At 42.5% G+C, this 21,606-nt stretch carries 17 protein-coding genes and 3 pseudogenes; 6 read left to right on the forward strand and 14 right to left on the reverse strand.

Annotation, left to right across the window (positions count from 1 at the left end; all coding sequences use genetic code 11):
• Window positions 1–46: 46 nt before the first annotated feature.
• From ACG9ZB_RS02765 to ACG9ZB_RS02790, 6 genes and pseudogenes are all read right to left on the reverse strand, one after another.
• Window positions 47–325 (reverse strand): hypothetical protein, encoded by a 279-nt coding sequence (locus ACG9ZB_RS02765; protein WP_004692486.1) that lies wholly within the window; start codon window positions 323–325, stop codon window positions 47–49.
• 105 nt (window positions 326–430) lie between these two features.
• On the reverse strand, window positions 431–934 hold the full coding sequence (locus ACG9ZB_RS02770) for a DUF6586 family protein (protein ID WP_419323976.1): 504 nt from the start codon (window positions 932–934) through the stop codon (window positions 431–433).
• Window positions 935–1,009: 75 nt separating this feature from the next.
• Complete coding sequence (locus ACG9ZB_RS02775; RefSeq protein WP_419323978.1) at window positions 1,010–1,333, reverse strand: ASCH domain-containing protein; 324 nt, start codon at window positions 1,331–1,333, stop codon at window positions 1,010–1,012.
• A gap of 78 nt (window positions 1,334–1,411) precedes the next feature.
• Window positions 1,412–1,672, reverse strand: a complete 261-nt coding sequence (locus ACG9ZB_RS02780) for an RNA recognition motif domain-containing protein (RefSeq protein ID WP_004692489.1) — start codon at window positions 1,670–1,672, stop codon at window positions 1,412–1,414.
• 98 nt (window positions 1,673–1,770) lie between these two features.
• Window positions 1,771–3,759: an ATP-dependent helicase gene (locus ACG9ZB_RS02785; RefSeq protein WP_419323980.1), complete on the reverse strand. Its 1,989-nt coding sequence runs from the start codon at window positions 3,757–3,759 to the stop codon at window positions 1,771–1,773.
• A 155-nt stretch (window positions 3,760–3,914) separates the two neighbouring features.
• Window positions 3,915–5,068: pseudogene (locus ACG9ZB_RS02790) on the reverse strand (glycerate kinase).
• A 302-nt stretch (window positions 5,069–5,370) separates the two neighbouring features.
• On the opposite strand from ACG9ZB_RS02790, the gene ACG9ZB_RS02795 reads away from it, so the two are divergent.
• Window positions 5,371–5,820, forward strand: a complete 450-nt coding sequence (locus tag ACG9ZB_RS02795; RefSeq protein WP_419323982.1) for a carboxymuconolactone decarboxylase family protein — start codon at window positions 5,371–5,373, stop codon at window positions 5,818–5,820.
• 85 nt (window positions 5,821–5,905) lie between these two features.
• Here the strand turns inward: ACG9ZB_RS02795 and ACG9ZB_RS02800 are convergent.
• The 7 genes and pseudogenes from ACG9ZB_RS02800 to ACG9ZB_RS02830 all read right to left on the reverse strand — a co-directional run bounded on the left by ACG9ZB_RS02800 (window position 5,906) and on the right by ACG9ZB_RS02830 (window position 12,872).
• Window positions 5,906–6,475, reverse strand: a pseudogene (locus ACG9ZB_RS02800) (HdeD family acid-resistance protein).
• A gap of 119 nt (window positions 6,476–6,594) precedes the next feature.
• A complete protein-coding gene (locus ACG9ZB_RS02805) occupies window positions 6,595–7,353 on the reverse strand; it encodes a hypothetical protein (RefSeq protein ID WP_419323984.1) in 759 nt (252 codons plus the stop codon).
• Window position 7,354: 1 nt separating this feature from the next.
• Window positions 7,355–8,161: pseudogene (locus ACG9ZB_RS02810) on the reverse strand (NYN domain-containing protein).
• Window positions 8,162–8,258: 97 nt separating this feature from the next.
• The gene (topA, locus tag ACG9ZB_RS02815; RefSeq protein ID WP_419323986.1) at window positions 8,259–10,901 is read right to left on the reverse strand and encodes a type I DNA topoisomerase; all 2,643 of its coding nucleotides are present in this window, start codon (window positions 10,899–10,901) and stop codon (window positions 8,259–8,261) included.
• A gap of 36 nt (window positions 10,902–10,937) precedes the next feature.
• Window positions 10,938–11,387 (reverse strand): ammonium transporter, encoded by a 450-nt coding sequence (locus tag ACG9ZB_RS02820; RefSeq protein WP_279700608.1) that lies wholly within the window; start codon window positions 11,385–11,387, stop codon window positions 10,938–10,940.
• Window positions 11,388–11,457: 70 nt separating this feature from the next.
• Window positions 11,458–12,447, reverse strand: coding sequence for a hypothetical protein (locus tag ACG9ZB_RS02825; RefSeq protein ID WP_419323988.1), 990 nt, complete (start codon window positions 12,445–12,447; stop codon window positions 11,458–11,460).
• A 179-nt stretch (window positions 12,448–12,626) separates the two neighbouring features.
• Complete coding sequence (locus ACG9ZB_RS02830) at window positions 12,627–12,872, reverse strand: SlyX family protein (RefSeq protein WP_004692513.1); 246 nt, start codon at window positions 12,870–12,872, stop codon at window positions 12,627–12,629.
• A 35-nt stretch (window positions 12,873–12,907) separates the two neighbouring features.
• Here ACG9ZB_RS02830 and ACG9ZB_RS02835 point away from each other — a divergent pair, with 35 nt between their 5' ends.
• Window positions 12,908–14,803 carry an ATP-binding cassette domain-containing protein gene (locus ACG9ZB_RS02835; protein WP_004692515.1) on the forward strand — a complete coding sequence of 632 codons (1,896 nt, stop codon included), beginning with the start codon at window positions 12,908–12,910 and terminating at the stop codon, window positions 14,801–14,803.
• Window positions 14,804–15,061: 258 nt separating this feature from the next.
• On the forward strand, window positions 15,062–16,000 hold the full coding sequence (locus ACG9ZB_RS02840; RefSeq protein WP_419323990.1) for a lauroyl acyltransferase: 939 nt from the start codon (window positions 15,062–15,064) through the stop codon (window positions 15,998–16,000).
• 289 nt (window positions 16,001–16,289) lie between these two features.
• On the opposite strand, the gene ACG9ZB_RS02845 is transcribed toward ACG9ZB_RS02840, so the two are convergent.
• Complete coding sequence (locus tag ACG9ZB_RS02845) at window positions 16,290–17,399, reverse strand: endonuclease/exonuclease/phosphatase family protein (RefSeq protein ID WP_419323992.1); 1,110 nt, start codon at window positions 17,397–17,399, stop codon at window positions 16,290–16,292.
• Between the two features lie 185 nt (window positions 17,400–17,584).
• Here ACG9ZB_RS02845 and asd point away from each other — a divergent pair, with 185 nt between their 5' ends.
• The 3 genes from asd to ACG9ZB_RS02860 all read left to right on the forward strand — a co-directional run bounded on the left by asd (window position 17,585) and on the right by ACG9ZB_RS02860 (window position 21,570).
• On the forward strand, window positions 17,585–18,703 hold the full coding sequence (asd, locus tag ACG9ZB_RS02850) for an aspartate-semialdehyde dehydrogenase (RefSeq protein WP_004692521.1): 1,119 nt from the start codon (window positions 17,585–17,587) through the stop codon (window positions 18,701–18,703).
• Between the two features lie 141 nt (window positions 18,704–18,844).
• The gene (locus ACG9ZB_RS02855) at window positions 18,845–20,212 is read left to right on the forward strand and encodes a FimV family protein (RefSeq protein WP_419323994.1); all 1,368 of its coding nucleotides are present in this window, start codon (window positions 18,845–18,847) and stop codon (window positions 20,210–20,212) included.
• 65 nt (window positions 20,213–20,277) lie between these two features.
• Window positions 20,278–21,570: a hypothetical protein gene (locus ACG9ZB_RS02860; RefSeq protein WP_419323996.1), complete on the forward strand. Its 1,293-nt coding sequence runs from the start codon at window positions 20,278–20,280 to the stop codon at window positions 21,568–21,570.
• Window positions 21,571–21,606: the final 36 nt, after the last annotated feature.

Consider the following 21,606-nt stretch of genomic DNA (forward strand, 5'->3'; position numbering starts at 1 on the left):
TGGATACAAAAAAACGCACTGTTCAGTGCGTTTTTTCTTATTCGGCTTAACTGAAGAATTGTGGCTTTTCGTCCACCACTTCAGCCTGCCATTCGCCCACTTGTTTTTCAAGTAAGCCGTATAAAGCCGCTTGCACCATCTGCTGAGCAACGACTGTTGTCTGGTCACCCAATAATGCTTTGAGCTCTTCATTAAATTGGATCGTGACTAAAGGCGCACTCTCCGAACCTGCGTTACGTAGTGCGAGCTCACCACCTTCAAGTTGAACCAATTCTAAAATGGCTTCTTGATTTCCAAATAATTCTTTCAATTGTTCTATAGACATATTTCCTCCATGTTCAACATGGTGGCAAAGGCAGTTGCACTTTGCTTCGCTTAGACTTATTGATATAAGGACAAATTTTCAAACTTCAAGCGCTAGTCATCGCTTTTAGAATTCAACCATCTCATTCCGAAAGCCATCGATCAACGCCGTTAAGTCTCTATGCCACTCGCGTAATATTTTGGTATCGGGTAACCATGCCTGAGGGGTTTGAGTTACTTTAATGATCAGATTCGATGAAGTTTCTGACTCAGGTTCAGGTGTACTCGGCTCTGGCGCATACTGACACAAGCGATAAGCACGTTTTAACTCGGCAATGAAACCTTCTTTCGTCAGTTGTTGCATTACAGTCACTTCAGGCGAGACTTGGCCCTTAGCTGCCATATGCTCTTCTATGGACTTCAACGTCGGGTTTAAGTCATTTAAGCGGTAGTAACGGACCAACTCTTGTAGAAACGCAAGCACCGCGCCATGCAAGTGAAACACAGCAGCCTCACGGTAAGCCTGAGCTTGTTGCACATGATCAATTTGTTCTGCTTGTTGACATGAAAGTCGAGCAAAGTAGAGTTTTTGGTTAGTGCGATCAGCATGGTAACGGGCAACACGAGTCATGAAGGGTGTTCCTAAGTTTTGGCGTTTATAACAATTCTAAGAGTAATCTTTCTATACAGCAGTGCATAATAAAAATTATGCATGATCTATTTCAATAAAATAAATCTTTCTTTTTGCTATGACAGGCATCGAAATATGGATTGGACGCACATTTGTGAGTACCCAAGCCCAATATCCCTCTTCCGAATATGATGCCATCGACGAATCAAGCTCGTCTTCTCTCCATGAGTGAATCGACTCAACATCAACCATAGCAACAGCATACCCCAACTCTTCATCGTCCTCGTGGGTTAAATAGTGCTTATTTTCCACAATAATCAAATCTTTGAGTGGCAATTGCTCTGGTCGCCAAGAACGGATCTCTAAAGTTTTATTTCCTTGAGAGATTTGTCGTCCCATCGGTGCAACAATCGATAAAGCTAGATAGATTCTTTTATTTTATCCCATAAAAAAGGAGCATCCATTGCTCCTTTTTACTTATGCTTCTGGCTTCTCAGGTTTATCTTCCGCCTGTTTGACGCGAATACCAGTGCCATGCAAACGTAGTGTATTAAGCCCTTTAATGGCTTTAATCGCTTCACGTGCATGCGGCATTTCAACAAAAGCAAAACCTTTCGATTTCCCTGTTGCTGCATCAAGGATTAAATTACATGATGCAACTGTGCCATATTGCTTAAATAATTCAAGCAGTTCAGCTTCAGCCACTGTACGCTCTAAATTACGAACTAAAATTTTCATCTTACAACCTTCAAAAATAGGCAAAATCATCAAAAAGCAATCGCCTACGCTACTTTCTGAACATTGCACAACAAATACCACAATGTAATCTGTTTAGTTTAATCGAGATTAATCCCAAAATCTAAATTAATCGATTGGCGCTCAATTAAAGCACTCTTTACGGTTTGCTGACGAGGCTTATGATGGGTTTCCATGCTACACAAATTTCGGGTCAGATCATTCAAAAAATAACTTTCGACTTTGCGCCCTTGTTCATCAATCACGTCTCGCGCCCACAGACTTAAATTTTGCTTGGTTAAAATCAGCTCATTCTGCGCACGGGTCAGTGCCACATATAAGACCCGACGCTCTTCTTCGACATCATTAAAATCACCTTGGGCACGTGCATGTGGATATTGTCCTGGGGTGACATTGACTACATAACAGACCTTTTGCTCTGTGCCTTTGGCCGAGTGAATGGTAATCAGAGTAACGACATCGCTATCGGACTGGCGTTCGATTTCAGAAATCGACACAGGATCAAGCACATATTCCTCTAAGAACTCACTTAACTGGGTATGTTTAGACGCCAATTGTTTAACCAGTTCAAAGTCACCTTGGCGTCGGTTCCAGTCTTTTTTATAATTTTCTGCCAATTGTGCTTCAATCGCTTGAATACCCAAACCGACGCAAGCCTGTACTTCCTGTTTCAGTACTGTCATTTGCTTCATGATCAGCACAGTTTCAGCAGGAATCCGTCCAAATTTTTCTAATTTATCAAAAATCAAATCAAACTCAGGCTCCAGTAAAAGTTGCTGAGCGAGACGACTTGCACCGACATCTCCCACCCCATTCCACAAGGTAAGAAAACGCATCCATGCAATATCATCCAGAGGATTGGCAATCACGCGCAGCAAGCTCAGTAAATCTTTCACATGCGCGGTTTCAAGCAGTTTCATTCCCCCAATAAATCGATAGGGGACATTGGCTGCAATACATGCTGCCTCAATATGCCGTGCTGCAAAGCTAGAACGCACCAAAACCATATGATCCGACCATTTACTGCCTTGTAAGTAATGGCGCTCTTTAATGTCGATCGCAATCCATTTTGCTTCATCAAACTCATGTGGGAAAATATGCATGCGGGGCTTCACGCCCTCCCCCCGATGCGCATCTAGGCGTTTGTTATATTGAATCTCAGATTGATCGAGCAGCCAATTAGAAAGATCTAAAATTTCTTGGGTTGAACGATAGTTTTGCTCCAATTTAAACACCCGAGCATTCGGCACACGGTCTTTAAAATGATGAATATTCTCAAAATCCGCCCCACGGAAACCATAAATCGACTGTGCATCATCACCGACACAAAACAGGCTCACTTTGTCTTTAAGGGGCTCAAGCAAGGCCCATTGCAAAGGATTGGTGTCCTGCATTTCATCAACCAACATGTGTTTGCAGAGCGATGCCACATAGTCGGCTAAACCTTCTGACTGGTCGAGTGCTGAGGCCACGATCGCCAGAATATCGTCATAATCTAAAAAACTACGCGCACGTTTTCGTGTCTCGTACTCTTTCATGATTTCCGCAATTTGATCTTTAAAAGCCAAATGCTCAGGATGCTGTTTTTCTAAGGCATCACTCAACTTTTGACGCGTATTTCGTGCAAAAGAATACAGATCACACAGTTCTTGCGGTTTAGGCAGCTGATTGGGATTTTTCTTATCATCTTTCCCACGAATCAGACGAAACATCATCAGTTGATCATCACGATCAATAATTGAAAACTGCTCTAAACCAAAGGCTTTCGGTACACGGCGCAGCAGATACATACAAAAAGTATGAAAAGTAGAAGCGCGCAGCCCTTTGGCTTGCTCACCTAAAGCCAGCTCCACTCGCGCCACGATCTCACTGGCTGAACGGCGGGTAAAGGTTAGAATTTGAATTTGGTTGGCAGGAATCCCTTGATCAATTAGGTACGCCGCTCGTGCCACAATGGTTTTCGTCTTGCCACAGCCAGCCCCTGCGAGCACCAGACTGTGTTGTGACTCAGTCGTGGCAGCTTGTTTTTGTTGCGGGTTTAATTCATCAATTAGGCTGGCTAAACTCATAATCACTCATCAATTCGTGGATGCTGTTAGTTTAACAAATCTATGACCTCAATATGAGACTACAGCAATGATTATCCATTTCTGTCTAAAATATACCTTCAAATCTGGGGCTAAGGCCTTATGTTCGAACCGCTTACTGCCTCAAATATTTAAAATTAAGCTTGCTCAGTATGCTTTAAAAGCAAAAGTCGAGTGATGTCCTCACAGCTGTTTTGCAAATTCTGCTCTGCGTTTTTCAATGCTGTTGCTAAATCACAGTTGGGTTCATTGATCGAAACAATTTGACTAAACCCTTCATCAAATAATGCCTCAACATCCTCTCCGACACGTCCAGCAAAGGCAATCACATTTTTATTCAACTGCTTGGCTAACTGAGCCACCGCCCACGGCGTTTTGCCAAACTTGGTTTGGAAGTCGATACTGCCTTCACCCGTGAAAATATAATCAGCTTGCTTTATTTTCTCCGCCAGTTGAGTTTGCTCAATCACCCACTTCGCGCCAGACTGAAGCTGAGCGCCCGTAAAGCCATTAGACCAAAACCTAGCCCTCCTGCGGCACCTGCCCCTGCAATATTACGTATCTGTAGATTAAGCTGTGTTTCGACCACATCTGCAAAATGACTCAGATTTTGATCCAACTGCTCAACCATCTCTGCGCTCGCCCCTTTTTGCGGGCCAAACACATACGAAGCGCCTTGCATGCCACATAGTGGATTGGTGACATCAGAGGCAATCAAAACTTGAATCTTTTGCAAGCGTGGGTCTAAAGCCTGCATATCGATCCGTTCAATATCTCGTAAATGACCACCATCAACGGGCACTTCCCGCCCTTGTGCATCTAAAAAGCGTACTCCAAGCGCCTGTGCCATACCACTACCTGCATCATTAGTGACACTGCCTCCAAGAGCCAAAATGATTTTGGACACGCCTAGATCCAATGCATGCCGAATCATTTGCCCCGTTCCCAAAGTTGTGGTCAGCAATGGATTTCGCTGTGCGGGCTCAAGCAGATGAATACCATTGGCTTTGGCCATTTCAATAACAGCCGTTTGCCGACCGTCAAATAAGCCCCAATACGTTTTAACTCGTTGTGATGGCAATGGTCCTGTTACCTCACATTCGATCTTTTGGCCAGCTAAAGATGTTAATAAAGCATCGACTGTGCCTTCGCCGCCATCAGCCATGGGTACATGTATACATACAGCATCAGGGATTATATTTTGAATCCCACGCTGCATCGCCGCACAGGCCTGTTCTGCTGTCATACTTTCTTTAAAAGAATCAGGCGCTAAAATAAAAGTTTTCATCATCCATCATTTTTTAGAAAATTTAATTTATTAATAACACGATTTATAAATTTCCCGCCCGCATTTTTCTCTTTTCATTGTCCTTGGCACAGTTCGTTGTGATTGAAGTTGATTACATCTCGATAAAGTTAAAATAGACTCAATCATTTTTTAATTCTAAACAGAGAAGAGTTTTACTGTACGCGTCACCAAAACGACCACCATAGTTCATTTGGCTTTAATGCATAAATTAAACAAAGTACTAATCAATTAGCCGATAAAATCATCACTAAACATTAAACGCTCTTTAAAAAAATAGGTGATGTATGCAACGAATCAACTTGGGGAAAGCCGCACCTGAACTGTATAAAACAGTATTAGAACTCGAAAACTTATCCATGCAAAAAGTCCAACAAGCAGGTCTTGAGATTGGGTTTTCACACTTGCTGAAACTGAGAGCCTCACAGATTAACCAATGTGCGTTCTGTGTACGTATGCATACGCAAAATGCCATAAAAGCTGGTGAATCAATCGAACGGATTGCCCTCATCAGTGCATGGCAAGAAAGTGGATATTTTTCCGAAAAAGAACGCGCCGCGCTGATTTTAATTGAAGAAATCACACTCATTGCTCAGCAGCATTTCACCGACTCGGCGTATCAAGAAGCAGCAAGAATATTATCCGATGCAGAAATTGCCGCTATTGAATGGATCGCGATTGTGATTAATACGTGGAATCGTATTGCGATTTCAAGTCAATATGCCGTCAATCCATAAGCATGCCATTCAGCTTTGCACATGATATAAAGCACACGAAAAAAGGGAGCCTGCATGAGGCTCCCTTTTATTTTTTAATAATGCTTTATTCAGATTGGCTTGCTGGTGGAATCTGCTTAATGGCTGCCGCTAGAGTCAGATAATTAATCCCTTGGAATAAAATATCAAAAGCAAGGAATAAGCCCAGCACCCAAAATGGGGCATCTGGTGTAGTTAAAATCATAATGCCGGCCAGCAGGGTTAAAACACCAGAAAAAAGTGTCCAGCCCCAACCTTGGAATGCTCGAAATAATATTGCATTAAAGATACGAATGACCCCAGCAATAATCAGGAAAACCTCTAAAACACTGGTCAAGACAATGGCTGTTTTCACAGGTGTGCTAAATGCGTAATAGCCCGCAACCAAATACAATACACCCAACAAAGCCCATAACTAGCGGAAGCCACCCTCAAAAATCTTAAAAGCGGCGATGAAGTGTAGAACACCTCCTATCATCATCAGCACGCCAAAGATAAACACCACAGATAAGGTGGCAAAAGGCAAAGCGGCCAAAAGGATGAAACCAAACAACACCAATAAAATCCCTAAACCCAAATACCATTTACGATTTTCATGGAGTTGATGGCGAACTAAATCATTACCGACTGTTTTCATCTTCTTCTCAAGTTTGATTTTCGTTCACTTAGTTTTAACATGTTTTGCAATGACCTTGTAGGCTTGTGTTTACCCACACAATCAATCCATGCTGTGGATAAACTCAGCATTCTCCACAGTTATTTTTTCCACCCAATTTCAATCGCAGTGATCTCATTCACCAATGTCTCATCAATCGACTCAGGTATTTTACTCTGTGTTTGTGAGGTTGGAATATGCCCGGCCATTAATTCAGCTTTGGCTTGAGGGAACAGCGGTTGTTGATTTGGATAAGCATAGCCCGCAGGATATATCGGCTGTCCTGTGGCTAAGTCGTATTTATCACTAGCACCAAAGGCATGTAAAAGCTCATGTGCAAGCACGACTTTGTTTTGCTCGGTTTGCTTGTTAGATGCAAATAAATTCACTGAACCGATGCGGCCTTTTTGCAAAGCTGTCGAGTGTTTCAGCTCTTTAGTCAGTGCTGGGTCATAATAGTTCAAATACAAAGTAACAGTTGGTGCACCATCTGAACCTTGATGGTTTTTCCATGCATAATAACGGAACTTTAAACTCCACAAGACCGTATCCAATAAACTTGTCTGCTCAGGTACTTTCGGCGGTAGCTGTTTGAGTTCACGCCCTAGTTGGAAATAAATCGCAATCGGTTGCCCGCGATATGTCGCAGACATCTGCTCTAAATAACCTTGTACCCCTTTTAAGTTCGCAGGCGTCAATTGCTGTATATATTGCTGAGTTGTACGTTGCCCATCAGCATTAACTGGATGGAGTAATACAATAATGGGCTTACTCCAATCTTGGTTCTGATCCCGATAAGCATTCAAAGCAACCACCAATAAAATCAGCAGCAAGATTAAAATACGAAGTTTTTTCCACATATTAAGAGACGCTCTGCTTTTTCATTTTTCTTAAATACATTTGACTCATATCAATTTTAGTTTCGAATAAATTAAGTGTTTTTATTAATCCTGACAATTTAGCACGACCATAAGTTCGTGAATCAAAATCAGGTTTTACCGCACTAATATATTGCCCTACAATGCTCAAATTAGCCTATCCATTTTCATCAGCATTATCTTTAACGGCTTTATAAACCAAATTTAAAGTTGCTCGATCAATCATTTCAGGAGCAAGACTTTCTTTTGATTGACTACTCATCTTTTGATCCATAACTTTCAATGTTTCCGCTATCTTCTTATTATCAGAATCCACAATATATTCTTCTTCATTATTCTTAAGATCGCTATCTGAGATTAAATTTTCTATATAAATGAATTTATCACAAGCTTTCTTAAAAGCCTCCGGAGTTTTCTTTTTCCCAAATCCATAAACACTTAAGCTATTTTCACGGATACGAGATGCTAAAGGGGTAAAATCACTATCGCTAGAAACGATACAAAAACCATCCAAGGCCCCAGCATAAAGTAAGTCCATCGCATCAATAATTAAAATCATATCTGTAGCATCTTTACCTTTTGTATAGGCAAACTGCTGAACTGGCGTGATTGCATGAGGTAAGAGAACCTCACGCCAATTTTTCAAAGTGTCGCTACTCCAATCACCATACACACGTTTGACACTAGCAATACCATATTTAGCTACTTCTTCAAGTACTGATGGAATTGCACTAATAGATGAATTATCAGCATCAATTAGCACTGCAAATTTTTTTGTTTGTATTTCCACATACACCCCCAAATATTATGATTATTTGAGAATCATTTTGACATAAAAAATGCCCACCAAAGTGAGCATTTCTTGATTATTTCTAAGCAATTAAAACTTAAGCTTCAACCCATTTTCCATCATTGAACACCAATGACCACTTGGTTTGCTTACCTTCAGGCGTTTCAGAACCAATATATTGCGCTTGATTCTTACGGCTAAATTTCACCAAAGTTGGATTCCCTTCAGGGTCAACATCAGGTGCTTGCAAAATAAACTGATACTTCGGATCGAGCTGATCGGCAACACTACGAAGTTCCGAAACTTTTGGTGCACGTGTTTCACGTACTTTCGGGAACTTACTTGCCGCCAAGAATAAACCAGCCGCCCCATCACGTAATACAAAAAAGTCATCATGCTTAGTTGAACGTAAATGTTCCATCTTAATCGGGTCTACACGCGGAGGTGCAGGTTGACCACTTTTTAAGACTTTACGTGTGTTATCACAGCTTGAGCAAGCAAAATAAGGACCAAAACGCCCCGTCTTCAGCTGCATTTCCCCATCACACTTATCACATGGAATGGTTGGGCCATCATAACCTTTGATCTTGAACTCACCTTCTTCAAGTTCAAAACCAGCACAGTCTGGGTTATTACCACAGACATGTAGCTTACGACCACCATCGATCACATAGCTGTCCATCGCAGTTTCACAGATTGGACAGCGTTTTTTCGACATCAAATCTGCCGTTTCTGCTGCGTCATCATCAGAAAGTGCAGCAAGTGATTCAACTGGCGTTAAGTTTAACGTGCCTTTACAACGCTCTTTCGGCGGTAAGCTATAGCCAGAACACCCTAAGAAGACACCTGTGGTTCCCGTACGAATCTGCATTGGACGGTCACATTCTTTACAGTGAACCGCTTCCACCTCTACTGGTTGGTTGCGGCGCATACCGCCTTCACCTTGCGCATTGGTCAGGCGCTTTTTAAAGTCGCCATAGAAGCTGTCAAGCAACTCTTTCCAGTTGCGTTCACCATCGGCCACTTTATCGAGCTGACCTTCTAAGTCCGCAGTAAAGTCATAGTTCATGAGATTATTGAAACTTTCATCTAAACGATCAGTAACAATCTCACCCATTTTTTCTGCATAAAGACGACGGTTTTCTAGTTTGACATAACCACGGTCTTGAATGGTCGAAATAATCGCAGCATAGGTCGAAGGACGCCCAATGCCTTTTTTCTCAAGCTCTTTAACCAAGGAGGCTTCAGTAAAACGCGCAGGTGGTTTGGTAAAGTGTTGCGATGGATCAAGCTTTACTAATTTAAGAATTTCACCGACTTTAACTGCAGGCAGTAACACATCATCATCCGATTTGTTTTGCCCACGCACTTTAGTAAAACCATCAAAAACCAGCGTACGACCTTTGGCTTTCAGTTCAACACCATTGGCATCGACCAAAATTGTGGAAGATAAATATTCGGCAGGTGTCATTTGACATGCCACAAACTGACGCCAGATCAAATCATACAAACGTTGTGCATCACGTTCCACACCCACCAAGCTATCGCCTTTTAACGCAACATTCGATGGACGAATCGCTTCGTGGGCTTCTTGTGCACCCGCTTTGTTACCATAGCGGTTCGGCTTAGCAGGCAAATATTTCGCACCAAACTCGGTCTCAATATGATGACGTACCATATTCACCGCATCGTCGCTCAAAAACGTCGAGTCGGTACGCATATAGGTAATAAAACCCGCTTCATACAAACGCTGCGCCAACATCATGGTTTTCTTCACAGAGAAACCCAAACGTGTACTGGCTGCTTGTTGTAAAGTCGAGGTGATATAGGGCGCACTCGGATTCACCTTGGTTGGTTTATCTTCACGTGCTGAAACTTTGTAATCTGCGGCTTTAATGAGCTTCAGTAAAGCATCAGTATCGGCTTTATTGCGTAGCTTTAAAGCTTTACCTGCTTGCTTGACGGCTTCTAAACGAATCTCATCGCTCTGTGACTTGGTGTCTGCAAAAACTTGCCAGTATTCTTCGGGAATAAACGCACGAATTTCACGCTCACGCTCAACCACCAGTTTAACTGCGACAGACTGAACACGACCTGCCGATAAGCCACGGGCAATTTTTTCCCAAAGTAAGGGCGAAATCATAAAGCCAACAACACGGTCTAAAAAGCGGCGTGCTTGTTGCGCATTCACTTTATCGATATCAAGGCGTGCTGGATGCTTGAATGCATCTTGGATGGCATTTTTGGTAATTTCGTTGAACACCACACGTTGATAACGTGAGTCATCCCCACCAATTACTTCTTTTAAATGCCAAGCAATTGCTTCTCCTTCACGGTCCAAGTCCGTTGCGAGATAGACCTCGTCAACTTGTGAAGCAAGCTTTTTCAGTTCAGCAACCACATGCTCTTTACCTGGAAGCACTTCATAATGTGCTTTCCAGTCATGCTCAGGATCAACCCCCATACGATTGACCAGTGCATTTTGTGCTTTTTCAGCTTTCTGAGCATCGGTCAGTTTGGTTCGTGTTGCTGACTTCTTTTCTGCGGTCTTACTGGAACCACCTGTAGGTAAATCACGCACGTGCCCCACAGACGACTTCACAATGTAATTCGAGCCTAAATATTTATTGATTGTTTTCGCTTTTGCAGGCGACTCCACAATCACTAAAGCACGCTTTTTCCCAGCCTCAGGAGAATCTGCTGTAGTACTTTTGGATGTGGACCGAGGAGCTTTCGCCATATTAACCGTTAATCCTGTTTCAATGGGTCTGTAAAATTAAAGTTCAGCCAAAGACTGTAAATATGCTTTCATGGCATCTAACTGGGTTGCTCTTAAGTCAGAATGCTCATCCCAATAGAGTCCCACGCAGTTTGCTTGCATATCAATAGCATAAATACCCTTTAATTCAATGGGTAAATGTTTAAACTTGTCATCACCTGTAATGAGTTCAAGCTGCTGATCAACAACGCGAGCGCGCATTAAAGGTAGGCGTGCTTCTGGAATCAGGACACTGTAGTACGCGACCATGCTGGCACGTTTTTCCGAAGCCATTGGTATTTTCGTCCAGTCAGGTGCTGCGACTAAACGCGGGTGTAAACCCATCTTGCGCGCTTTATCACGCATTTCACCTAAAGCTTTTTCTCTTGGACTTACACGAAGTCCAAAAATCGAGCCGAGGATGAATAAGATGATAAATCCGACAACCCAAATTCCAGTATTTTCCATAGCACAACCTTTTTATTCCTTTATTAGAGTTGCATAAGCACAATATAAAACGCAAGTTTGAACGATAAAATTAATTTAAGAACATTTCATGACTATATAGAACTTCATGTCCATTCCAGTAAATATAGCCTTTATCGAGTAACTCTTTCAGTAACATACGCACATCAGACTTCGGAAACATTTGCTCAAGCAAATCACGTAGTGCATAGATATCTTTGGGTTTATTGGTTTTTAACTCGCGCAGTTTTCGTGCGACCTCAAGCTGTACAGGGTCAATCTGTGCAAAGTTTTTAAACAACTCTTGTTGCGCGGACTGCGTATCTACAGTTGGTTCAAGCACATCTACTACACTGTCTTTTTGCAATTGCTGTAGCGCTTGCTGCATGCTTTGCGGCTGTGAAATTGGGTCTTGTTCATCTAAATTCAGTGCCAACCACTGCTTCAACACTTTGTTACGAAAGCGAATCTGCTCATCATAGCGTTTGATGATTTTAAGATTAATCAACATCCCCACCACCCGCTGTGTCTTTTCAGGTACGAGTTGCAAAATATTACTTATTGAATTTTTTAGACCGTCCAATGTGTTCGGCTTACCTGACATTTTTCCCAAAGCATCACAATATTTTTTGACCATTTTTAAATAAGGCTGATTTTTGATGCTGTCTAAACTGGGAAGATCACGTTGACTTGGTAACGTTTCAGACTGAATGAGGATCAAATTGCTCTGAATATCCGAAGATTGCATTAAGTCCAAGAGTATTTCTGCTGTATTGACCGCAGAGATAATCTCAACATACGTTTCTGGCTCAAGCAAAGCCATTAACTGCCCCACCACCACGGCATATTCGAACTCTTTTTGCTTGGCTTTGGGCGTATCTAAAATCACCACTTGACCACTACTGATCCAAGCAGCCAATTCCGTTAAATCTTGTAATGCATACTCAAATTGACCTTGGCAATGAAACAAATACAAAGTCGGATAATGCTCTACAATCTCGCGCAACAATTTGGCCGTCGGAACATTATTTTCAAGGTCAAGAAGAACAACTTTTTGAGTCATAGGACAATTTTTATGGGATGCACCAGAAAGCGGGTATTAGAGTAGGAACTGCATCAAAGGTCAAATGATTTTGTCAGTCAAATCGAGCTTTGAGTTGGGTAAAACAAAAAAGAGACAAGGATCAGCAATATCTTCACCCCACATCACAGCATTTTTTTAGCCACAGACAGTAAATGAACTTAATAATGTGGTGGACGATCAGCCATCGGGTCAAATGTTGCAATTCCATCGGACAAATCTGAAGATTCAACACGTTGATACAAAATTTGCATTTGTTTTTTTAAATCAGCAATTTCCAGTCCTTGAATCACCAATTGTTCATTGAGTTGTTCAACTAAATCATCTAAAAATGCAATTCGGACTTGCAAATCTTCAATGGGTGCGGACAATGGCGCTTGATTATCAATATTTTGTTGTTTAGACACTTCAAGTCCTCATTTGAGATTTTTCAGGAAACATTATGGCCTATATTACTTTAAGGGATGTCCAACTTGCGTTTGGTGGACCTGCCTTGCTCGACGGCGCGAACTTTTCATTGGAGCGCGGTGAACGAGTGTGTTTAATTGGTCGTAATGGTGAAGGTAAGTCTACTTTACTTAAACTGATCGAGGGAAGCCTATTACCCGATTCTGGTGAAGTTTCTCTACAAAATGGCATCACCATTTCGATGTTGGCGCAAGACGTGCCGATGGACTCGGGCAAAGTGGCGGATATCGTGGCAGACGGTGCAGGTGAAGCCGCAGATGTGCTCAGAGCCTATCATGAAGCCAGTGATGCTTGTGTACTTGGAGACATGGAAGCATGTGACCGCATGGGTAACTTGCAACACAAACTAGATCAGTTAGATGGCTGGGCTTTAGAAACCAAAGTCAATTCTATTTTAAGTAAAATGGGCCTAGACCCAGATGCCGATCTGGCCGACTTATCGGGTGGTCGTAAGCGTCGTGTGCTGCTTGCTCGTGCGCTTCTTACCCAACCCGATGTGCTGTTGCTAGACGAACCAACCAATCATTTGGACGTTGAAAGTATTGAATGGCTCGAGAAGTTTTTACTTGATCAAAATAATTTAACTTTACTGTTCATCTCGCATGACCGTTCATTTGTAGATAGTATTGCAACTCGTATTGTAGAGCTTGACCGTGGCACTTTGCGCAGTTACGAGGGTAACTATTCACGCTACCTCGAACTGAAAGCACAGCAAATGGAAGCTGAGGAAAAGCAGAATGCACTGTTTGACAAACGTTTAGCTGAAGAAGAAGTGTGGATTCGCCAAGGGATTAAAGCGCGTCGTACCCGTAACGAAGGTCGTGTACGTGCCTTAAAAGAATTACGTGAACAGTCGAAAGCGCGCCGTTCGCAGCAAGGCAAAGTCAGCATGGCAACACAAGACGCTAGCCGTTCAGGTAAAGTAGTCTTTGAAATTGAAAACTTAAGTGTTCGCTTTGGTCATGATGCGCCGATCATCAAAGACTTCTCTGCATTGGTGCTCCGTGGTGACCGTATTGGTCTTGTTGGTGATAATGGTGTCGGTAAAACCACCCTCATTAAAGCCATTTTAGGCGAACAAGAACATACGGGTACGGTGAAAACAGGTACGCAATTGGAAGTAGCTTACTTCGACCAATTACGTAATGCTCTCGACCTTGAAAAATCTGTCAAAGATAACGTGTCAGAAGGTTCTGACCATGTCGATGTGAATGGCAACCGTCGTCACATTTACAGCTATTTGCAAGATTTCTTGTTCTCACCAGAACGTGCGCGTACACCAGTCAAAGCTCTTTCAGGCGGTGAGCGTAACCGTATTCTTTTAGCCAAGTTACTACTTAAGCCATCGAACTTAATCGTGATGGACGAACCCACCAATGACTTGGATATGGTGACACTAGAGCTGCTAGAAGAAATGTTGTCCGACTACAAAGGCACCTTACTGCTTATTTCGCATGACCGTGCCTTTATGGATAACGTGGTCACCTCAACTTGGGTGTTTGATGGTAAAGGCAATATCGATGAATACATCGGTGGTTACCAAGATTACTTACAACAGCGACCAGACCAAACTGCGGTTGATCAAAAAAGTGCTGTGAAAAAAGCAGCAGCGAAAGCTGAAGCGAACGCAGCACCTGCTAAAAAAGTCAAACTCAGCTATAAAGATCAACGTGCGCTTGAACAACTGCCTGCCGAAATGGAAGCACTGGAAAAAGAGCAAGCGGAAATCAATGCCTCACTTGCAGATGGTTCATTATTTATTTCAGATGCAGACAAGGCGATGACGTTGTCGAATCGTTTGACTGAAATTGATGAGCTATTGCTGGAAAAACTGGAACGTTGGGAAGAACTGGAAAATTTAACCAAATAATTTCTCATGAGCTCCATAAAAAAACTCCGCGTGACGCGGAGTTTTTTTATGGAGCTCAGCTGAGGGTGCCCACCACCATCGAGAAGATGTGCATCTCTTCCATTTGTATATGGGTGCGTTCGTCTACATCATCCAAGCCTATATAATATAACATCACATTTGCAGAGTGCCGACATCGGGTTGATTCTGAACATTGACCCTTCATTCTTGCTTCATGCTAAACTCGAAACATTCTTTTTTCAGCCTTTATCGCAATTTATGAGTTCGAAGCCAGACTATCAACCCGGTGAATTTCAGTGGTCTTTTCTGCACCCCAAATATTGGGGCGTTTGGATTGGTATCGTCTTTCTCATGATATTGGCGATTCTCCCATGGGCAATTCAACACCGACTGGCCACCCTCTTAGGCAATCTCAGTTTTAAATATCTGAAGTCGAGGCGTAAAACCACCGTTCGTAATCTGGAGGTGTGTTTCCCTGAATGGTCGGCCCAAGAAGTCCTTGAAAATGCCCGTTTAGTTTTTGTCGATCAAATGCTGGGCGTATTTGAAACGCTGAATGCGTGGTATAGCCCCAAGTGGTTTACTGGCCGTGTCAGTATTGAAGGTTTAGAACATATTCAAAAAACACAAGCAGAAGGTAAAGGTGCACTGCTTTTAGGCACCCACTCTACTTTGCTCGATGCGGGTGGTTATCTATGCGCGCAGTATTTTGAACCAGATGTGGTGTATCGCCCACAAAATAATCCACTGCTGGATATGCTCATCTACCGCTGCCGTGCCACCATTTATGCACATCAAATTGATCATGATGACATGCGTGGTTTAGTCCGTAACTTAAAAAATGGCCATGCCATTTGGTATAGCCCAGATCAAGACTTTGGTTTAAAACAAGGTGTTATGGCGCCATTTTTTGGCGTTCCCGCAGCGACCGTTACAGCACACCGTCGTTTATTGAAAATGACCAAAGCCGCAGCCATTCCTCTGTATTTTTATCGTGATGGGGATATTAAAAACCCACAATACAAAGTGTTGATTGAACCTGCGGTGGAAAACTTACCCAGTGAAGATGAAGTCGATGATGCGACACGAGTGAATCAAATTATTGAAAATCATCTCCGTATTGCTCCGACTCAATATATGTGGTTCCACCGTCGCTTTAAAACTCGCCCTGCAGGCTATGACAAGATTTATTTTTAACAAAAAAAGAGCTGCTTAAAAAGTAGAACCCGAGTTCTGCGTCCTGCAAAACTCGGGTACATGAGGTTGTGCTTTCAACGTAATTTTTGTTTTATTCGGTGGCATTCCATACCTACATCATATCCATGATAATTTCCATCAGCTTCAACTTCCATACTGGGATGATCCATTCCCGCTCCATCTGCTGATGAGACTAGGATACGGGCATACCAAATGACTAACCATTCGTCAGATTCCCAAATCCCTGTAAGCCATATCCTACACTGATGAAATCCGCGCGCCCCTATATTTACTGGTAATCTTTGGCAATTTTATCTGTCACCTGCTTACCTTCTCGTTCCGCTTTCTCAATTCCATCTTCAATCGCCTCTTGTGCTTCTTGCTCATCGGCTTCAGTTTGTTCCAGCTCTTCTTGTACTTGCTCAAATACCCGACCTGTTTGAAGCACCACATATACAGGGAAATGATCTGAACCAATATGTGGTAAACGCTGCATCTGCACTAAGGCAAAATCCGTACTGTGAAAGACATGATCCAATGACCAGCGCAGTAAGGGATAGTCGGCATGAAAAGTATTGACAAAATGTCGTCCGACTCGTGGGTCTAGCAGCCCACTAATCCGTTGAAAAAGTCGTGTCGTACGCGACCACGCCACATCATTCAAATCCCCCATCACAATGCAACTTTCATCCAAATCTTTAATCTGATCACCAACTATCAATAATTCAGCATCACGTAAAGTAGAGTCTTTGGCTTCGGTCGGACTTGGTGGTTTCGGGTGTAAGCAGTACAGTTGCACTGGTTGTCCTGACCTTAAGATGACTGTGGCATGAATCGAAGGAATTTCATCGCTCAAAATAAACTTAACTTCAATATTTTCAAGCGATAAACGACTATACAAATGCATGCCATACAGATTATCCAAAGGCACTGCAACCCGATAGGGATAGTCATCTTCCAGTACACTCAAGGCTTGTTCCCAATGTGCATCCGACTCTAAAGTCAAAATCAAATCCGGTTGATGCTGACGAATCTGTTGCAGTAATAAGTGATATTGAGTATTGGGCGTTAGTACATTCGACACAATTAAAGAAATCTGACGTTCTGGTTGTAACTCTGTTTTGGCAACCGTTTTAACCTGCTTTTTCCACACAAAAGTATAAGGCAACACCATTTTGAACTGGTACGCCACTGCCGCAATTAACCCCAGCAAAATGACTTCACGCCCCCAATCCCAAGGTGCATCCCAAACCAACATCAAGATAAATGCAATCAATCCCAATGACAAAATCTGCAAGCGTGGAAAATCTGCGCCTCGAAACCACCATTCATCTCGTGGAATCAGTGACCAGAAGCTCAACCAAATCACAACACATGCCAGCAACTCAACCCAGATCATAAATACCCACTCTTATATTCTTAATTTTTTGTAGATTCATAAATTAATATCAATTTTGCATGTAACATAAACAAGATATATTGCACAATATAATTGCTGTTTTCATTGTGTAGTGCTTGCAGTTAAGCGCTCTTTTGGTACACTCGAATCCCCTTTTAATTTTTAACGCACCGAGGCAAAGTGACATGAAAGTAGGTCTGGTCGGTTGGCGCGGGATGGTTGGTTCCGTCCTAATGCAACGTATGGTTGAAGAGAATGATTTTGCTCATTTTGAGCCATTTTATTTCTCTACCAGTAATGCAGGCGGTGAAGCGCCTGCGTTTGGCGGTAAAACTGCCCCAGCACTTATGGATGCATCAGACATTAACAGTCTGAAGCAAATGGATGTCATTATTACCTGCCAAGGTGGTGACTATACCTCAGAAGTTTTCCCGAAGCTCAAAGCAGAAAACTGGACAGGCTATTGGATTGATGCGGCATCTACACTTCGTATGGAAGATGAAGCCATCATCGTACTTGACCCTGTCAACATGAACGTGATTAAAGATGGTTTAGTGAATGGCACTAAAACATTTGTTGGCGGTAACTGTACAGTTTCACTCATGCTGATGGGCTTAGGCGGTTTATTCCAAAACAATTTAGTGGAATGGGCAACCTCGATGACTTATCAAGCAGCCTCGGGTGCTGGTGCGCAAAATATGCGTGAACTGATCTCTGGTATGGGCTATTTGTACAACAACACCAAAGATTTGTTAGATGACCCACGCTCTCCAATTTTAGATATTGACTCTAAAATTGCGGAATTACAACGTGGCGAAGGTTTCCCTTCAGCAAACTTTGGCGTGCCATTAGCAGGCTCACTCATTCCTTATATCGACAAACAATTAGACAGCGGCCAGTCGAAAGAAGAATGGAAAGGTCAAGTTGAAACCAACAAGATCTTGGGCAACCAGCAAATCGTTCCGATTGACGGTCATTGTGTGCGTATTGGTGCGATGCGTTGTCACTCTCAAGCCTTAACATTAAAGCTGAAGAAAGACGTGCCTCTCGATGAAATCGAAGATATGTTACGTAGCGCAAACCAATGGGCAAAAGTGGTTCCAAATACCCGTGAAGCGTCTATGACGGACTTAACACCTGTAGCTGTAACGGGTACATTAACAGTTCCTGTTGGTCGTCTACGCAAATTAAATATGGGCAAAGAGTACTTAGGTGCTTTCACTGTCGGTGATCAATTGCTTTGGGGTGCTGCAGAACCCTTACGTCGTATGCTCCGCATCCTGATTGACTACAAAAATACTTAAGTATTTACCCGCTAAAGTATTAAGCCGATCACACTTGATCGGCTTTTTTTTGTAACCTCAATGTTAACATTTTACAAATAACACACAACTCGCTAATCTATAATTTTCGCTTTGCGATCTGTGACCGAGCTAAAGATTAAGATGACCGTAAATAACAAATTAAAGATAGCCATTTTAGCCATTATTGCTTCGCAAAATGTGAATGCGATCACTATTGATCCTATTCAAATTCAGTCTGCACCTGGGGAACTGTTGTATGCAGAATTGAACTTTCACGATGCAGATCCGAATGCTCCGATTCAAGCCAGTCTAGCCAGTGCAGAAGATTTGATGTCTCTTGGTGTCATGCATCAGCCGCCCAGTAATCTGAACTTTTTTACCCGTCGTATCAGCGCCAGTACCGGTGTGATTACGATTACTTCTTCACGCCCTTTAACTGAAGCGGAACTGAACATTGTTGTCAAAATCAAAGAAGGCAATGCGGCACGGCTACAACATATTAAAACAGCCAATAAACGCTCAGCAGCACTTCAAGCACGCGCGAATAATAATGAAAAAGCGTTAAAACCGGTGGTGATTGTCAACGAAAAAGAGATTGCGCTGAACTTACCTGTCAGCACACAATTCAATAGCTTAAAAACAACAGCTGCGCCGACGACAAACACGACGCCCCTCAAACTCAATAACCATACCCCACCAAGCATGAGTGCGACCGCTATTGCCGCGCCAACGCAAGTTATTTCAGTAGTGTCTACACAAATTGCAGCAACTGCTCAAACATCAACTCCACGTGTTGAACCGATTACACAAGCAAAAAAATCGGCAGACCCGTTGGTTGAAAAGTATGCCGATTCAGTTCAAAAGTCAGATACACCCATTTCTGCACAGGCTAACCCTCAAGCCACTCCATCGACAGCAAAAACAACACCTGCTGCACCTGCAACTACTGCACGCCAAGCCGCACCTAAAAGTGCCCATGTAGTTCGGTCGAATGAATCTCTCTGGGGTATTGCATCGCGTATTGCTGCTGAAGAAAACCGTCCTGTCGGTGAAGTCATGCAACAAATTAAAGCCAAGAATGAACATGCCTTTATTCAAGGTGACATAAACCGTTTACGTCGTGGTGCTAACCTCAATTTAACGGGCCTACAAACAGCAAAATCAGAGCAAAAAGTCTCCGTTTCATCACTTCCAAAACAAAGCTCACAGCAATCTGGCAAGGCGAAATACCGCCTCAATCAAGCCGAGATGAGCTTGGTGGCAGAGAAAGAGCAAGATTCAAGTCACGCTTCTGCCAAGAAGTCGACAGAAAAGAATCAAACATCAAACGAGTTGTCATTAAAAGTTATGACATCTCGTGAAAAAACCGTTAAATTACAGAGAAACGTAACACAATTAGAAGTGGCACTTAATCAGAAAGATCAGAGAATTCAATTACTAAACGCTCGTCTTGCACAATTGCAACAACAATTGAAAGCACAACAAACTGAGAAAAAGCCAACACACTAAAGTGTTATTTTGATTATTTGATTTTGGATGAACTTGCACAAAGACAAGTTCAAAAGGGGTAAAACATGCTTATTTATGTGATTCCATTTATCTTACTATTGGTTGTTGCCATAGTCTTAAAAAAGCGTGAGGCGAGTAAAGAAGCAGAACCAAAAACTCAAAAAGCGGTTGCTGCAAAAAATAAAGCCAAAAAAATCAGTTCATCTAAAAAATCCCCGCAACAAACTCAAGTCGTTAAAGATGTTGTTGCTAAAAAAGCCACAACACCACTTGCTACAGATCTACGTAATAAAATTGAAGGGCAAATTCGCGACCGTAATTTCTTCTCAGCTGAAGCACAAATCAACCAAGCCCTAAATAAAGATAATTCACAACACGAATTATATTTACTGCTGCTCGATATTCACTTGCTCCAAAAAGATGAGTTTGCCATCAGCCAATTGCTGAATCATTTACGTTCTTTAGAACTAGATGATATTTTGGCGCAAGCAGAAGCCAAAAAATCGGATTACGATCAATTACATCAAAATAGCTCTGACACGATTGAGTTTAAACCAACTGAAATTGCACCATCTGCACCAAAACCTGTAGAAGCAACTAATACTGCTGACTTCGATGCCCTGATGTCATCAAATAATCCTATGCAGGCTTCTGTTATTGAACCGGTTCAAGACATTAAACCGCTTGATTTTGATGCCTCAGCATTTATCACTACAACAACAGCCGCACCTGAACCGAGCATCGAAGTTCAAAGCTTAGATTTTGATATCTCTAGTTTAAATACTCCAACAGCAGAACCAGCCAAACCTGCTGAAGAACTTAAACCGCTCGATTTTGGTTCACTCTCTTTAGAAAGCACACCTGCTCAACCAGCAGAAACAGCTGCAGCTGAAATCCAACCTTTAGATTTTTCGTTCAATCTCGACACAGCGCCGACAACAGCACCAGAAGCAGAAATTTCGCCGCCTGCTGTAGATGAGCGTCCTGAATTTACATTTGATTTTTCAAGCGAATCTACGACTGAAGCAGCAAAAGACATCCCTGCTTTTTCTTTCGATACGGTTAGTCCAAGTGAAGCGATAGTAGAAGAAACACCAGCAGTCGTTACGCCAAGCCTCAGCTTGAGTCTAGAGTCTACTGCACCTGCTAATACGGTGGATCAAAGCGATCCTCTGGTGCAGTCTTTCCCTCAACTAAGCGAAGTCAATGAAATACACTTAAACCTTGAATTGGCTGAGCAATACATTCAACTTGGCGCTTTCGAAGCTGCACGTGAAATTTTGGTTGAACAAGAAACAAATTACAACAGCGAGCAGCGTCAGCAGGCTGAACAATTGCTAAGTCGCATAGCATCCTAAGCCATTTCGTTTTAAACTAAAGCAGTCATCACCGAC

The sequence above is a fragment of the Acinetobacter johnsonii genome (assembly GCF_048551975.1).
GTDB classification, from domain to species: Bacteria; Pseudomonadota; Gammaproteobacteria; order Pseudomonadales; family Moraxellaceae; genus Acinetobacter; species Acinetobacter johnsonii_A.

Coding starts and splice junctions, on each gene's coding strand:
- ACG9ZB_RS02825 (WP_419323988.1), bottom strand. CDS start 12,447: ATGACTCAAAAAGTTGTTCTTCTTGACCTTGAAAATAATGTTCCGACG.
- ACG9ZB_RS02855 (WP_419323994.1), top strand. CDS start 18,845: ATGACCGTAAATAACAAATTAAAGATAGCCATTTTAGCCATTATTGCT.
- ACG9ZB_RS02770 (WP_419323976.1), bottom strand. CDS start 934: ATGACTCGTGTTGCCCGTTACCATGCTGATCGCACTAACCAAAAACTC.
- ACG9ZB_RS02840 (WP_419323990.1), top strand. CDS start 15,062: ATGAGTTCGAAGCCAGACTATCAACCCGGTGAATTTCAGTGGTCTTTT.
- ACG9ZB_RS02805 (WP_419323984.1), bottom strand. CDS start 7,353: ATGTGGAAAAAACTTCGTATTTTAATCTTGCTGCTGATTTTATTGGTG.
- ACG9ZB_RS02835 (WP_004692515.1), top strand. CDS start 12,908: ATGGCCTATATTACTTTAAGGGATGTCCAACTTGCGTTTGGTGGACCT.
- ACG9ZB_RS02780 (WP_004692489.1), bottom strand. CDS start 1,672: ATGAAAATTTTAGTTCGTAATTTAGAGCGTACAGTGGCTGAAGCTGAA.
- ACG9ZB_RS02775 (WP_419323978.1), bottom strand. CDS start 1,333: ATGGGACGACAAATCTCTCAAGGAAATAAAACTTTAGAGATCCGTTCT.
- ACG9ZB_RS02845 (WP_419323992.1), bottom strand. CDS start 17,399: ATGATCTGGGTTGAGTTGCTGGCATGTGTTGTGATTTGGTTGAGCTTC.
- topA (WP_419323986.1), bottom strand. CDS start 10,901: ATGGCGAAAGCTCCTCGGTCCACATCCAAAAGTACTACAGCAGATTCT.
- ACG9ZB_RS02795 (WP_419323982.1), top strand. CDS start 5,371: ATGCAACGAATCAACTTGGGGAAAGCCGCACCTGAACTGTATAAAACA.
- ACG9ZB_RS02765 (WP_004692486.1), bottom strand. CDS start 325: ATGTCTATAGAACAATTGAAAGAATTATTTGGAAATCAAGAAGCCATT.
- ACG9ZB_RS02820 (WP_279700608.1), bottom strand. CDS start 11,387: ATGGAAAATACTGGAATTTGGGTTGTCGGATTTATCATCTTATTCATC.
- asd (WP_004692521.1), top strand. CDS start 17,585: ATGAAAGTAGGTCTGGTCGGTTGGCGCGGGATGGTTGGTTCCGTCCTA.
- ACG9ZB_RS02860 (WP_419323996.1), top strand. CDS start 20,278: ATGCTTATTTATGTGATTCCATTTATCTTACTATTGGTTGTTGCCATA.
- ACG9ZB_RS02785 (WP_419323980.1), bottom strand. CDS start 3,759: ATGAGTTTAGCCAGCCTAATTGATGAATTAAACCCGCAACAAAAACAA.